Genomic DNA, 14045 nt, shown 5'->3' with positions numbered 1-14045 from the left:
TCGCTATAGTGTGTCCTGTTTTATCAGGGACTGCCCTTTGGGGGTGGTAATCATTCCAATATTAGGAGCACCAACATGGTACTAGTAGGTCGTCAAGCACCAGATTTCACAGCTGCTGCAGTTCTGGGTAACGGTGAAATCGTTGAAAACTTCAACTTCAAGCAGTTCACTGAAGGTAAAAAAGCGGTTGTATTCTTCTACCCACTGGACTTCACTTTCGTATGTCCTTCTGAACTGATTGCTTTCGACAAACGTTTCGCTGACTTCCAAGCGAAAGGCGTTGAAGTTATCGGTGTATCGATCGATTCTCAGTTCTCTCACAACGCATGGCGTAACACTGCTGTTGAGAACGGCGGTATCGGCCAGGTGAAATACCCTCTGATTGCTGACGTGAAGCACGAAATCTGTAAAGCATACGACGTTGAGCACCCTGAAGCTGGTGTTGCTTTCCGTGGTTCTTTCCTGATTGACGAAGAAGGTGTTGTTCGTCACCAAGTTGTGAACGACCTGCCACTGGGCCGTAACATCGACGAGATGCTGCGTATGGTTGACGCTCTGAACTTCCACCAGAAGAACGGTGAAGTTTGCCCGGCACAATGGGAAGAAGGTAAAGCGGGTATGGACGCTTCTCCTAAAGGCGTTGCTGCTTACCTGTCTGAGCACACTGCAGACCTGTAATGCTTGCCTTGCACTAAATTGCTCAGCCCGGCCTTTGTGCCGGGCTTATTTTTCTGTCTGCGCAACACTTGTTGATCCCACTCTTCGACACCTGCATCATCTCCGATTACACTCGACCCGGATTTTATTGCGAAAGGCTGTCTCATGACCTCATTCCCGCTGACTCACCTTGAAGTCTGTATTGATAACATTGAATCACTTCATGCCGCACAACAAGGTGGCGCAACCCGCATCGAACTCTGCTCATCTCTTTCACTCGGCGGACTCACCCCAAGTGCCGGCTTCATGCGTCAGGCTGCACGCCTGTCGACTGTGCCTGTCTACGCCATGATCCGGCCGCGACAAGGCGACTTTTTGTTTTCCGGCGAAGACATGGAAATCATGCTGGCCGATATTCATGCAGCCAGACAGGCAGGTTTACAAGGCGTGGTACTCGGCGTGTTAACACCGGATGGCCGGGTCGATACGAACCAGCTCGCTGCACTGATGCAAGCTGCAAACGGACTGGGCGTGACCTTCCACCGCGCCATTGATCAGTGTACCGACTACCGTGAAGCACTGGACAGCCTGATGAATGCCGGATGTGAGCGCGTACTGACATCCGGCCTGAAGGCATCGGCTCTGGAAGGTGCTGAAACACTGGCAGACATGGTCCGCTACTGCGGCAACCGACTCAGCATTATGGCCGGCGCCGGCGTCACAGCCGACAACGCCTCACAGATTCTGTCCCGAACCGGCGTCAAAGAGTTACACCTGTCCGGTAAGACAACACGGCCAAGTCAGATGACTCATCTTGCCTCAGAAGCCCAAATGGGAAGTCAGGACGTGGATGACTTTTCTATACCGGTCACCGACTGCGAGAAAATAGCGGCGGTGCGCAAAGCACTCAGATAGACAGCCAAAGACAAACAAAAAAAGGCCTGCAATCTGGCAGGCCTGTGATTTAAAAACCTTTAATCTTATCAACCGGATGAGGAACCCTCGGCTGATTACCAAACCGCTCTGAAAACCAGATGTATCGCGAGCACTCTCGATCCGAAATTTTGTCTTCCGGATTGATCAGATAACTTGTGGTGGCCTGATCAATACACGTGTTATCGCTGTAACTAAAGCCATGATTCACATAGTCATGCATCGTCAGGAAGCTCGCTGAATTTCCGAGTGCCTGCACCATTTCCTGCGCCCAGGTATATGGTGTAGCCGGGTCATACTGGCCCCCAATGACTAATATTTGCTGGCCATTTAACTTCAAACCCAGATCAGACATATCCGCAACCGGATCCCGCTGGGCTTGCCATCCCAGACAAAGTTCAGCTGTTTCTTCATGGGTTAATTTACCATACAACGCTGAAGCATCTTCATAACGGTATTGAGAGGATAAAATCTCACTATTTGACAATGGGATCCTTTCATCGGTACAAACAACAGCCTGGAACAAGGCACTGTCCCGGAGATCATCCGCCGCTAGTCGTGAGTATTGGTTATTACGACGCAGCCAGGCTAAATCCAAGATCAGCGATCGCCTTTTATCTTCATCCAATAAGCTTCTCAGCGAGAAATTGATTATCTGCCACTCATTCTCAGATTCTCTGGCCACCGTTGCGTTCATCGCCTGAGCCACTTTCTCTTTATCCAGATTTCCGTCAAGAGCTGCATAGCTACCATTGACGAACGCTGCTTCCATGACGGTACGATACCGGGCATCGCGGTCCGGAAAATTCTTATAATCTAACCGATACGCGGCAATTTTCTCGTAACCGGCTGCATTACCTAATCTGATTTCAATATTATTCGCCAGAGAAGGAGACATCGGGGAATCCAGCACGATGGCACGAACACGCTCCGGGAAAGTATTGGCATACAAGGCTCCCAAACGCGTTCCGTATGAATACCCAAGGAACGTTAGCTTTTCATCACCAAGTTTTTCACGAAGCCTGTCAATATCATGAACCACAGAATTACTGCCAAGAAACGGCGCAATTTGTCTGAAAGTATTCTCACAATTTCCGGTTTCATTGTATTCAGCAACCGCACATTGCGTTAACGAATCAGCGAACGCACTGAGACCAGCCCCTCTTGGATCGATCCCGACAATATCAAACCGGTCTAAAATTTCAGCAGGGAATAATCTCTCAGCCATGTCAGCGGCACTTTGAACGGCTTCGGCTCCTGGCCCGCCAAAGTTCATCAGCAAAGCGCCGATACGTTCAGCAGGATTGCGCGCAGGGTGGACACCATAAAATATGTCGACCATATCCCCGTCCGGCTGTGAGTAATCCTTAGGAACCTGCAGAAAATCACAGGTCATGTTGTCAGGGCAATTTTGCTCAATTAACTGTTGTCTGGCTGAAAAATGGTTATTTTTATCGCCGCCACAGCCAGCTAAAAACAAACATACAAGCGCTCCAATTGCTAACGTCTTCATTTTACTACCCTTGAATTTTTGAGCGTTTTCATCATTACTCACTTTGTCCCGAAAAATGCTGGAACTGATATAAAATCAAGCAATTGCCAGATAAAAACAGTTCACCGGAATATTACTTTCAGTATCTCTTATGCTTGATGCAACATTTTGAAACATATGCACTTGAAACAATAAAAGTCAGCCGGGATGATACCAGTAACTGTGCACACCGTTCCATAAAAACGGAGTAAGATATGAGTAGTTTTGATTTAAGTAAGAAATTGAAAAAGAAAGATTATGATGAGGCGCTCGAACTTCTCCAAATCGAGCTGGTGAAATGCCAGGAATGGGTCAAGCAGGAAGGCTTGCGCATTGTGGTGATATTTGAAGGCCGGGATGCTGCGGGCAAAGGCGGCACCATCAAGCGGATCACGGAAAAGCTCAACCCGCGTGTGTGCCGGGTCGTCGCTTTACCCAAGCCAACAGAAAAAGAACGTTCCCAGTGGTATTTTCAGCGGTATGTCGAGCAACTTCCTGCCGCGGGTGAGATCGTCCTGTTCGACCGAAGCTGGTACAACCGGGCTGGCGTCGAAAAGGTGATGGGCTTTTGTACCGGCGAGGAGTACGAAGAGTTTCTGCTGGCGTGCCCTGAATTCGAACGCATGTTGCAACGCTCTGGCATCATCTTAATCAAATATTGGTTTTCAGTTTCCGATGAAGAACAGGAGAAACGCTTTCTGGAGCGGATCAACACGCCCATCAAACGCTGGAAGTTCAGCCCGATGGATCTGGAATCCCGTTCCCGCTGGGCAGACTATTCAGCGGCCAAAGACAAGATGTTTGCCCATACCGATACCAAACAAAGTCCCTGGTGGGTGGTCGACAGCGATGATAAGAAAAAAGCCCGTATCAACTGCATATCCCACATGCTGAGCCAGATCCCTTACGAAGACATTGAGTACCCTGAAGTCGTGCTGCCGGAGATCAATCAGGAAGGTTATTCTCGTCCGCCGATGGATGAACAGACGTTCGTGCCTGACCGTTTTGATAAAAATGGTGACTAGTGACTTATCAGACAAACAGGGAGCCTTCTGGCTCCCTGTTGTTCAGCGATGACTGTCGAGAAAATTTTCCATTTCCTGCGGGCTGGTATGACGAATATCCTTCCCTTTCACAAAATAAATAATGTACTCACAGATGTTCTGACACCGGTCACCGACCCGCTCAATGGACCGGGCTGACCACATCACCTGCAGCACATTCGGAATCGAACGCGGATCTTCCATCATATAAGTCATCAGCTGACGAATGATCGCTTCATATTCCTTATCAATCCGGTCGTCTTCCTGATAAACACGGATCGCGGCTTTCACATCCATCCGGGCAAAAGCATCCAGTACCTCATGCAGCATACGGGCGGCATGCTGACCCAGTGCTTCCAGTGATACCAGCAGGTTGTACTGCTTGTTGGTAAAGTTTTCCAGAGCGACTTTAGCAATGCTTTCCGCAACATCCCCGATCCGCTCCAGATCCGTAATGGTTTTGATGATGGCAATCACCAGACGCAGATCACTGGCTGTCGGCTGTCGCTTGGCAATGATCCGGGTACAGGCCTCATCAATCGCGACCTCCATCGCATTGACCTTGTGATCGTCCTTAATCACCCGACGTGCCAGATCCACATCCTGCTTGTGCATAGCTTTCAGGGCATCCGTCAGTTGCTGCTCAACCAGTCCGCCCATCGCCAGCACATGAGAGCGGATACTTTCCAGTTCTGCGTTAAACTGGCCGGAGATATGACGGCTAAGACTCAAATTATCCAATCTGTAACTCCTCAGCCGTACCGGCCAGTAATGTAATCTTCTGTGCGTTTCTCTTTCGGGGTGGTGAAAATATCATTGGTAGACGCATATTCCACCAGCTCTCCCATGTGCATAAAGGCGGTATTGTCCGAGACCCGGGCAGCCTGCTGCATGTTATGCGTCACGATAATCACCGTGTACTTTTTCTTGAGATCGTTAATCAGCTCTTCAATGGTCAGGGTCGATATCGGGTCTAGCGCCGACGTTGGCTCATCCAGCAGAATCACTTCGGGCTCAATCGCAATTGCACGGGCGATCACCAGCCGCTGCTGCTGCCCCCCCGACAGACCAAAGGCATTTTCATGCAACCGATCTTTGACTTCGTCCCACAAAGCCGCGCCACGCAGTGAGTTTTCCACCGCATCATCCAGTACCCGGGTGTTTTTCACCCCCTGCAGACGCAGGCCGTACACCACATTTTCATAAATCGATTTAGGAAACGGATTCGGCCGTTGAAACACCATTCCCACCCGGCGGCGCAATGAGGCAACATCCACATCCTGATCATAGATGTTTCTGCCGTGCAGCAGGATCTGCCCTTCCACCCGGCATCCTTCCACCAGTTCATTCATCCGGTTAATACAACGAAGAAGCGTCGATTTACCGCAGCCTGACGGACCGATAAAAGCCGTCACCTGCCCTTTGGCAATCTTCATGTCGATATGATACAGCGCCTGTTTCTGACCATAGAACAGATCCAGCCCATCAATGGTCAGGGCAGTTTTCTCCTCGGGTAATGCGGTCAGATCGACTGGCTTGAGCAAGTCCATACTGGCGTTGAATGAAAACATCTACATCCTTCTCGTTATTGTTCCAGATCGCGGAATTTCTCCCGCAGGTGATTACGAATCCCGATCGCGGTCAGGTTCAGCCCCACAATCACAGTGACCAGCAGCAGCGAAGTGGCATACACCAATGGCCGGGCTGCTTCAACATTCGGACTTTGAAAGCCCACATCATAAATATGGTAGCCAAGATGCATGAACTTCCGATCTAAATGTAAATACGGAAACTGAGTATCGACCGGCAGGGACGGCGCCATTTTCACGACTCCGACCAGCATCAGTGGTGCAACTTCACCGGCAGCCCTCGCCACCGCCAGGATCAGACCGGTCATAATGGCAGGACTGGCCATTGGAATCACAATGCGCCACAACGTTTCAGCCTGTGTAGCCCCCAAGGCCAGCGAGCCGTGGCGAATCGAAGGCGGGATCCTTGCCAGCCCCTCCTCCGTAGAAACAATCACCACGGGCAGGGTCAAAATCGCCAGTGTCAGTGCCGACCATAAAATGCCCGGCGTTCCGAAAGTCGGGGAAGGCAGCTGATCGGAAAAGAAAATCTCATCAATCGTGCCGCCAATCATATAAACAAAAAAGCCGAGACCAAAAACTCCGTACACAATCGACGGAACACCCGCCAGATTGATAACCGCCACCCGAATCAGACGGGTAAACCGGTTCTGCTCAGCGTATTCATGTAAGTATATCGCGGCCAGTACCCCTAATGGCGTCACGATAACACTCATCAGTAATACCATCAGCACGGTGCCGAAAATAGCAGGAAACACACCGCCTTCCGTATTGGCTTCACGAGGCGCATCGGTCACAAAGTGTCCGACCTGGCGCCCCCAGTGCGCGACCTTTTCGCTGAACTTCATATCGTTGGGATACCAGAGATACAAAATTTCAGCCAGCGGAATCCGGACTGTCTGCCCTTGTGCATCTCTGACCAGCAGTGCCTGCCCATCCAGCTTTTGCTTCATCTGCTTTAGCTGTTGCTCAACATTTTCAAGCTGTGACTGCAGTGCCTGACGCGAGGTTTCCGGAGCCGTCTGACCACGCTGATTTTTCATCCCGGCCAGTTGCCGGTACAGCGGAATATACTGACTGTCGTTCAGCTCCCGAATGGCCTCGCGCATGACTTCCGCTTCTGTCAGCCATGTTCCCAGCGACGCCAGTGAAGAAACCTCATGCCGGGTACTGCCGTCTAAAACCGCCTGCGGGTAACCGTAAAACTTACCGTTTCTCACCCGGTCCATCACCGCCACCCCGTGGGCGACGGTTTGCGACTGGATCTGGGTTGCCAGCACGGTTACGAAATCCAGCTCTGCCAGTTCCCGGTTTCCGGTTTTAATCAGATAGCGATCAATCGTCGGGCTGTCGTTTCCCTGCAGCGAATACCCGGCTTCCAGCAGTTGCTGACGCGGCACAGCTCTGGTTTCATAAATTTCACCCAGCACGACCTGCTCCCGGTCAGCCATGCTGACCGAAAACTGGTACACAGGTGCCGGCCAGAAGTAGCTCAATCCCTTCCAGCCAATCATCAGTAATAGTCCCAGTACCGCCAGCAGACTTAAACTGACCGAGCCTGCAGTCAGCCAGATCCAGGGCGATCCGGAACGCATCCATTTCAACATTGATTCTGCAACTCAGCCTTTCCCCCGCCGTCACAGCGACTTGTATTTCTCACGCAGTCGCTGCCGGACAATCTCTGCCAGGGTATTGAAGAAAAAAGTAAAGACAAACAACACAAAAGCCGCCAGAAAGAGCACACGGTAATGGGCACTGCCAACTTCTGATTCCGGCATTTCAATCGCAATCGTCGCTGACAGCGTCCGTAAGCCTTCCAGCACATTCCAGTCCATCAGCGGCGTATTGCCTGTCGCCATCAGGACAATCATCGTCTCACCGACCGCACGACCCAGCCCCATCATGACCGCCGAGAAGATCCCGGGACTTGCCGTCAGCAGGACCACGCGGGTCAGGGTCTGCCAGGGCGTTCCTCCCAGTGCCAGCGAGCCATGACTCAGATGTGAAGGCACAGAATAAATCGCATCTTCAGCTATCGTGAAGATCGTCGGGATCACCGCAAATCCCATGGCAATCCCGACCACCAGCGCATTCCGCTGGTCGTATCCGATTCCCCAGACATTGGTCAGATAACTGCGAATATCGCCGGCAAAAAAAGCCTGCTCAATCCAGGGGCTGAGCGAAAAACACAGATAAACCGCAAGCACAGACACCGGCATCAAAAGCAAAATATGCATCCCGGTCGGGATCCGCCGGTGCCAGCCGCCGGGCAGCATCGCCCATCCCAGCCCGACTCCCATCATCGCCAGCGGTAAGAACACCAGACTCAGAACAATACCGATCAGGTGATTTTCCACAATAGGCGCTAGCCAGATCCCTGCCAGAAATCCCAGAATCACCGTCGGTAACGCTTCCATAATCTCAACCGTCGGCTTCACCACCCGGCGCATTTTCGTGGACATGAAATACGCCGTATAAACCGCACCAGCCAGTGCCAGCGGAATGGCGAAACACAGCGCATAAAACGCCGCTTTCAGTGTCCCAAATACAATCGGCATCAGGCTCAGTTTGGGTTCTGCTTCATCAGACGCTGACGTCGACTGCCAGACATAGTCCGGCTCCGGATAACCTTCATACCAGACCTTCTGCCATAAACTGCTGACGCTGACCTCCGGATAAGGATTGTCAACGCGAAACAGCTGCCATTGCTCACCGGTAATCGCGAGCAAGCGATCCGCACGGGATGAAACCACCATCTGATCCGGCACCTGACTGAACAGAGACTGGCTCAGCACCGGTGCCAGGTTGTCCGAGGTGAAAAACACCTTCAGTAGCCCGTCATCCTGCAGGGCAAAAAAACCTTTCCGGTAATATTCGGGCACCAGACGGTTGAACGCGCCGCCTTCCGCGTCAAAGGTTCGCGCCGAAACCAACTGACGCTGCCCGTCTTTCACCACTTCAAACCACTGGGTCACCCGGCCGTCAGCGCCGGTAATCAACAGGGAATTCGCCCCGGACAGGGCCGTCATCGCAACGGGCGCGGCATCTTCCGGACCAACATCCTGCCGCAGACGGATCCGGGCCTGAAGTGACTGTAAATCAATGGCCAGCACCTGCCGTCCCGCCAGCACATAGAGTGTGCGGCCGTCAGGTGTGGCAATCATTTCAGTGACGGCATCCGGGATTTCCGGCATCGTCACCCTTTGTTCCTGCCAGGCATCGTTCCCGGGATTCAGTCCATGGCTGCGATGGTAGGTCAGCGCAACCAGACGCTGATCCCGGGTCAGCCCGATCAGTGTTGCTGTTTCATTCCGGACAGACACAGCCAGCCGGTCTAAGGGCTGACGCTCAGGATCTAACTGGATATATGCCTGATCCAACGGATAAGAAACACTCAGACCGCCCTGACGGATCAAGGGCTTGATAACACTGACCCCGCCAGTCTCGTTCCCATACACATAGACGTTCTCATGGGGCAATGCCGCAGCAAAACTGACCGGGTGATCCATGACGGATATATGTTTACGGGTATCCGGATGCGCCGCATGGGCGAGCGATACCAGACTGACCTGTCCGTCCGATGAAAAATGAAAGGCGTAGGTATTCTGCTCGTTCAGACGCACAGCCTGCGTACCGGACAAAGGCACGGTGAATGACTGAAGAGATGTGATCCGGGCTGGCGAAAAAACTGGCACGATCACATAGAGCAGATAGAAAAAGATCAGAACCAGAGTCAGAAGGACAGAAATTCCACCGGCAATCACACTAAAACGCGCCACCCTGTCTTTCAGCTGACGGCGACGGCTATCGTTCGTCAAAAATGCACCGGCATCTGCCATTCTCACCCCATGAAAATTACAAACTGACAAAGTATATGTCTGCAAGATGACAATTATATTACACCTGCGGTAAGTTTTTCATTTGTCGGATGAAACTGTGCAGCAGTTAGAAGGTTGACATCAAATTGTCACAAAAAATGAATAATCTGAAGGCTTTATGACGGCAGCCTGATTCTGGGAACTCAATGCATATCCTGTCTGGACATAAACTGAGGGTGGTCAGATAATGAATTGAACCGCTACCAGAAGGAGACGCGACATGAAACATCTTGTTATCACTGTCATCGGCCAGGATCGCCCGGGGTTAGTCGGATCTTTATCTGATACCGTCTACAAACATCATGGAAACTGGCTGGGCAGCAGCATGAGCAAGCTGGCCGGACAGTTCGCTGGGATCCTCCAGGTGGATGTCCCCGAAGAATCGGTTAAATCGCTGCGTCAGGCCATGTCAAAACTGGATGGGCTGAACATTCATATTGCTGAAGACAGCCACACCCCACCGGCCCCCAAACAGCTACAGGCACTGACCGTCACCGGCAATGACCGTCCCGGCATTGTCAAAGAGGTCACAACCCGCCTGAGCGAGCTTGGTATCAACATCCATAAACTGAAAACGGATACCCACAGTGCGCCCAACTGGGGATATCCCATTTTCACCGCGTGGTTCGAACTCGAGATCCCTGCAACACTCACGGTTGCCACGGTCCAGCAACAACTGGAAAGTCTGGCCGATGATCTGACCATCGATTTTGAGGAACCCGAGGGTATAGAAGTCCATTAATTGCTCTTGTTAGGAAAACTATGAGTACTGAACCGCTGTATATTGACAAAGAACTTAGCTGGTTGTCATTCAACGAACGTGTCCTGCAGGAAGCGGCGGACAAGTCCGTTCCCCTGATTGAACGCGTCCGTTTTCTGGGCATTTTTTCCAGCAACACGGATGAGTTTTATAAAGTTCGCTTCGCAGATGTAAAACGGCGCATTCTCATCAGCCAGGAGCGTGGCGGCGATGACAATGCCAAGCATCTGCTGAGTAAGATTCAAAGCCGGGTCCTCAAAATGAATCAGGATTTCGATACCCTGTATAACGAAATCCTGCTGGAAATGGCCCGGCGCAATATTTTTCTGGTCAATGAACAGCAAATTGATGAAAACCAGACCGAATGGCTGAAACGGTATTTTCGCAACACGATTCTGCCGCATGTCACCCCGATTCTGCTTACAGACGATATTGAGCTGCTGCAGTTTCTGAAAGATGAATATTCTTATCTGGCAATTGACATGAAACAGGGCGAATCCAGCCAGTATGCACTGGTGGAAATACCGACAGATCAATTACCCCGATTCATCAAAGTTCCTGAAGCGAAAGGGAAAAACCGGAAAACACTGATTCTTCTGGATAACATTATCCGGCTCTGTCTGGATGACATTTTCAGTGGTTTCTTCGAATACGACAGCCTGTCTGCTTACTCGATGAAAATGACCCGGGACGCTGAATACGATCTCAGTCAGGAAGTTGATCACAGTCTTCTGGAGCAGATGTCAGAAGGTCTGAATCAGCGTCTGACGGCCATGCCGGTTCGCTTTGTGTATCAGCGGGATATGCCGGGTGAAATGATTGAAAAGCTGTGCCATCTGCTCAAGGTTTCCAGCTATGACAGTATCATTCCGGGTGGCCGTTATCATAACTTCAAGGACTTCATCAGTTTCCCGAATATCGGCCGTAAGTATCTGGAGAACAAGCCACTCCCGCCACTTGAAAGTTACCCGTTTATCAGTGCTCGCAATGCGTTCGAGGCGATTAAGGCGCAGGATATTCTGCTGTATTACCCTTATCACACCTTTAACCACATGACGGAATTTGTCCGTCAGGCCGCATTTGACCCCAAGGTCCGCAGTATCCACATCAACATTTACCGGGTCGCGAAAAATTCTCGCATCATCGATTCCATGATTGACGCCGCCAACAACGGTAAACAAGTCACGGTCGTGGTCGAACTGCAGGCCCGTTTTGATGAAGAAGCGAATATTGAGTGGGCCAGACGCCTGACTGAATCAGATGTGCGTGTCGTATTCGGTGTTCCGGGGCTGAAAATACACTCGAAGTTATGTCTGGTGACGCGTCAGGAAGACGATGCGATCGTCCGGTATGCCCATGTCGGAACCGGCAACTTCCACGAGAAAACCGCCCGTATTTATACCGACTTTTCGCTCTTCACCGCTGATCCTGAACTGACCAATGAAGTCCGCCAGGTGTTCAGTTTTATTCAGAACCCTTATCGTCCGGTGAAATTCAATCAGTTAATCGTGTCGCCCAGGAACTCCCGCAGCCGGATGTACGAACTGATCGACAATGAAATTGCCAATGCCAAGCAAAAACTGCCATCGGGCATTACACTGAAGATAAATAACCTGGTGGATAAAGGGCTGATTAACCGCTTGTATCAGGCCAGCAGCGCCGGTGTGAAGATCAATATGATCATCCGCGGTATGTGCTCTCTGGTACCGGATATCCCGGGCGTCAGCGATAACATTAAAATCATCAGTATCGTCGATCGCTTCCTGGAGCATCCGCGCGTCATGGTCTTTGAGAACAATGGCGATCCGGAGATTTATATTTCATCCGCCGACTGGATGACCCGGAACATCGACAACCGGATCGAAGTCGGCTGCCCGATCCGTCAGCCCGAACTGAAACAGAAGATCATTGATATTCTGAACATCCAGTTTTCCGATACGGTGAAAGCCCGGGTGCTGGATAAAACCATGGGCAACGAGTACGTGCCGCGCGGAAACAAACGCAAGATCCGCTCTCAGATTGAAATTTACGATTACCTGAAGCAATCAGAGAAAAAACTGCAAAAACAGGCCAGCCAGAAGGCTGAAGACGTCATTACTGAGAATAACGAAAACGCCGCATGATAGAGATCGATCGTCCCCGAGAAATCGCAGCCATCGATATGGGCTCCAACAGCTTCCATATGGTGGTGGCCCGGGTGGTCGGCCACAGCCTGCAGATCGTCAGCCGCCACAAACAGCGTGTGCATCTGGCTGACGGCCTGAATGACAACATGGAATTGGATCAGGCCGCCATTCAGCGCGGCCTGAGTTGTCTGGCGATGTTTGCCGAACGGATTCAGGGGTTTGACCCGGAAAATGTCCGTATTGCCGCCACCTATACCCTGCGCCAGGCCCGGAATGCCCAGGTCTTCCTGATGCGGGCAGAAAGTGTCCTGCCTTACCCGATTGAAATCATTCCGGGAACCGAAGAAGCCCGGCTGATTTTTCTGGGTGTCGCCCATACCCAGCATGAACCCGGCCAGAAGCTGGTCGTGGATATCGGAGGCGGCAGTACTGAACTGATTATCGGTGAGGGATTTGAACCCAAGCTGCAATACAGCAAGCATATGGGCTGTGTCAGTTACAATCTGCACTACTTCCCCGAAGGAAAAATTTCCGCCAAAGCCATGGCGAATGCCCAGATGGCCGCGCTGCAGAAAATGGAAAGCATCGCCAGCCAGTACAAAAAACTGGGCTGGGAAGCCGCCATTGGCGCCTCCGGCACCATCAAAGCCATTCGTGAAGTGATCATCGCACAGGGTCATGCTGATGGCATCATTACCAAAGAACGACTGGAAGAGGTCGTCAAACTGGTCACAGCCTGCAAACACAGTGATGAACTGGCACTGCCGGGGCTTACGGATGACCGAAAACCCGTCTTTGCAGCCGGAGTCGCCATTCTGAGTGCCGTCTTCAGTGCACTGAAGATCGAGAGTATGGTTTTTTCTGATGGGGCATTGCGCGAAGGTCTGCTCTATGAGATGGAAGAGCGGTTTCGCCACAGTGATATCCGCAGCCGGACAGCCATCGCCATGGCCACTCAGTACAATGTGGATATTGATCAGGCCAACAGAGTCCGGGATACCGCTGAACAGATCTACCGTCAGGCAACCTCAAATGGCACCCACACCGAGCTGGCCGCTTTACTGAGCTGGGGAGCCCAGCTCCACGAAGTCGGACTCAGCATCAGTTATCCGGGCTTTCACCGCCATTCCGCATATCTGCTGCGTCACAGCACCATGCCGGGCTTCAACCTGGAAGAGCAGACCGTTCTGGCAACTTTAGTCCGCTTTCAGCGTAAATCACTCAAACTCGACGAAATGCCCGAGCTGAGCATTTATAAACGCAAGCACCTCTACCCGATGATCCGGGCGTTACGGCTGGCCGTCGCCCTGCATGGTCAGCGGACTGACGAAGCGTTGCCTTCCATGGTTCTGACCGCGGATAAAGAAAAGTGGCTGCTCAGCCTGCCCGATGGCTGGCAGACCAACAACCGCCTGCTGGCCGCCGATCTGACCAAAGAGCAGGACTACTGGCGAAAAGCCGGCTGGGAGCTTGTGATCAATCCGCTTGAGGAATTGGACTAACCCATCAAAAAAAGCGGCTGAAAAGC

11 protein-coding genes are annotated in these 14045 nt (G+C 51.6%); 6 read left to right on the top strand and 5 right to left on the bottom strand.

Annotated elements, in window-relative coordinates; genetic code table 11:
• Positions 1-75 precede the first annotated feature (75 nt).
• Positions 76-678 (top strand): peroxiredoxin C, encoded by a 603-nt coding sequence (locus tag SPK40_RS11715; protein WP_248141226.1) that lies wholly within the window; start codon positions 76-78, stop codon positions 676-678.
• 144 nt (positions 679-822) lie between these two features.
• The gene (locus SPK40_RS11710; RefSeq protein ID WP_330960581.1) at positions 823-1572 is read left to right on the top strand and encodes a copper homeostasis protein CutC; all 750 of its coding nucleotides are present in this window, start codon (positions 823-825) and stop codon (positions 1570-1572) included.
• A 49-nt stretch (positions 1573-1621) separates the two neighbouring features.
• On the opposite strand, the gene SPK40_RS11705 is transcribed toward SPK40_RS11710, so the two are convergent.
• Positions 1622-3145 (bottom strand): alpha/beta hydrolase, encoded by a 1524-nt coding sequence (locus SPK40_RS11705; RefSeq protein WP_330960580.1) that lies wholly within the window; start codon positions 3143-3145, stop codon positions 1622-1624.
• A 191-nt stretch (positions 3146-3336) separates the two neighbouring features.
• On the opposite strand from SPK40_RS11705, the gene ppk2 reads away from it, so the two are divergent.
• A complete protein-coding gene (gene ppk2 / locus SPK40_RS11700) occupies positions 3337-4146 on the top strand; it encodes a polyphosphate kinase 2 (RefSeq protein ID WP_248141229.1) in 810 nt (269 codons plus the stop codon).
• Between the two features lie 42 nt (positions 4147-4188).
• On the opposite strand, the gene phoU is transcribed toward ppk2, so the two are convergent.
• The 4 genes from phoU to SPK40_RS11680 are packed head-to-tail and all read right to left on the bottom strand — an operon-like array spanning position 4189 to position 9592.
• Positions 4189-4905 carry a phosphate signaling complex protein PhoU gene (gene phoU, locus SPK40_RS11695; protein ID WP_248141230.1) on the bottom strand — a complete coding sequence of 239 codons (717 nt, stop codon included), beginning with the start codon at positions 4903-4905 and terminating at the stop codon, positions 4189-4191.
• 11 nt (positions 4906-4916) lie between these two features.
• Positions 4917-5735 carry a phosphate ABC transporter ATP-binding protein PstB gene (pstB, locus tag SPK40_RS11690; RefSeq protein ID WP_248141231.1) on the bottom strand — a complete coding sequence of 273 codons (819 nt, stop codon included), beginning with the start codon at positions 5733-5735 and terminating at the stop codon, positions 4917-4919.
• Between the two features lie 14 nt (positions 5736-5749).
• Entirely contained in the window at positions 5750-7360 is a 1611-nt protein-coding gene (gene pstA, locus SPK40_RS11685) for a phosphate ABC transporter permease PstA (protein ID WP_330960579.1), read from the bottom strand.
• Positions 7361-7390: 30 nt separating this feature from the next.
• Positions 7391-9592, bottom strand: coding sequence for an ABC transporter permease subunit (locus tag SPK40_RS11680; RefSeq protein ID WP_330960578.1), 2202 nt, complete (start codon positions 9590-9592; stop codon positions 7391-7393).
• 259 nt (positions 9593-9851) lie between these two features.
• Here SPK40_RS11680 and SPK40_RS11675 point away from each other — a divergent pair, with 259 nt between their 5' ends.
• From SPK40_RS11675 to ppx, 3 genes are read left to right on the top strand one after another with little or no spacing between them, the layout of a single operon-like run.
• Positions 9852-10373, top strand: a complete 522-nt coding sequence (locus SPK40_RS11675; protein WP_248141234.1) for a glycine cleavage system protein R — start codon at positions 9852-9854, stop codon at positions 10371-10373.
• Between the two features lie 20 nt (positions 10374-10393).
• Complete coding sequence (gene ppk1, locus SPK40_RS11670; protein WP_248141235.1) at positions 10394-12514, top strand: polyphosphate kinase 1; 2121 nt, start codon at positions 10394-10396, stop codon at positions 12512-12514.
• A complete protein-coding gene (gene ppx / locus SPK40_RS11665) occupies positions 12511-14019 on the top strand; it encodes an exopolyphosphatase (protein WP_330960577.1) in 1509 nt (502 codons plus the stop codon). The genes ppk1 and ppx overlap by 4 nt, the downstream gene beginning before the upstream one ends.
• Positions 14020-14045 lie beyond the last annotated feature (26 nt).

This window comes from Photobacterium sp. 53610 (assembly GCF_036409375.1).
Classification (GTDB): domain Bacteria; phylum Pseudomonadota; class Gammaproteobacteria; order Enterobacterales; family Vibrionaceae; genus Photobacterium.
Note: the sequence above shows the minus strand (reverse complement) of the source record. Positions and strands in the feature narration are given on the sequence as shown.

Excerpts from the sequence above, each read along its gene's own strand:
- SPK40_RS11715 (WP_248141226.1), top strand. The coding sequence starts at position 76 with ATGGTACTAGTAGGTCGTCAAGCACCAGATTTCACAGCTGCTGCAGTT.
- SPK40_RS11710 (WP_330960581.1), top strand. The coding sequence starts at position 823 with ATGACCTCATTCCCGCTGACTCACCTTGAAGTCTGTATTGATAACATT.
- ppk2 (WP_248141229.1), top strand. The coding sequence starts at position 3,337 with ATGAGTAGTTTTGATTTAAGTAAGAAATTGAAAAAGAAAGATTATGAT.
- pstB (WP_248141231.1), bottom strand. The coding sequence starts at position 5,735 with ATGTTTTCATTCAACGCCAGTATGGACTTGCTCAAGCCAGTCGATCTG.
- pstA (WP_330960579.1), bottom strand. The coding sequence starts at position 7,360 with ATGTTGAAATGGATGCGTTCCGGATCGCCCTGGATCTGGCTGACTGCA.
- SPK40_RS11680 (WP_330960578.1), bottom strand. The coding sequence starts at position 9,592 with ATGGCAGATGCCGGTGCATTTTTGACGAACGATAGCCGTCGCCGTCAG.
- SPK40_RS11675 (WP_248141234.1), top strand. The coding sequence starts at position 9,852 with ATGAAACATCTTGTTATCACTGTCATCGGCCAGGATCGCCCGGGGTTA.
- ppk1 (WP_248141235.1), top strand. The coding sequence starts at position 10,394 with ATGAGTACTGAACCGCTGTATATTGACAAAGAACTTAGCTGGTTGTCA.
- ppx (WP_330960577.1), top strand. The coding sequence starts at position 12,511 with ATGATAGAGATCGATCGTCCCCGAGAAATCGCAGCCATCGATATGGGC.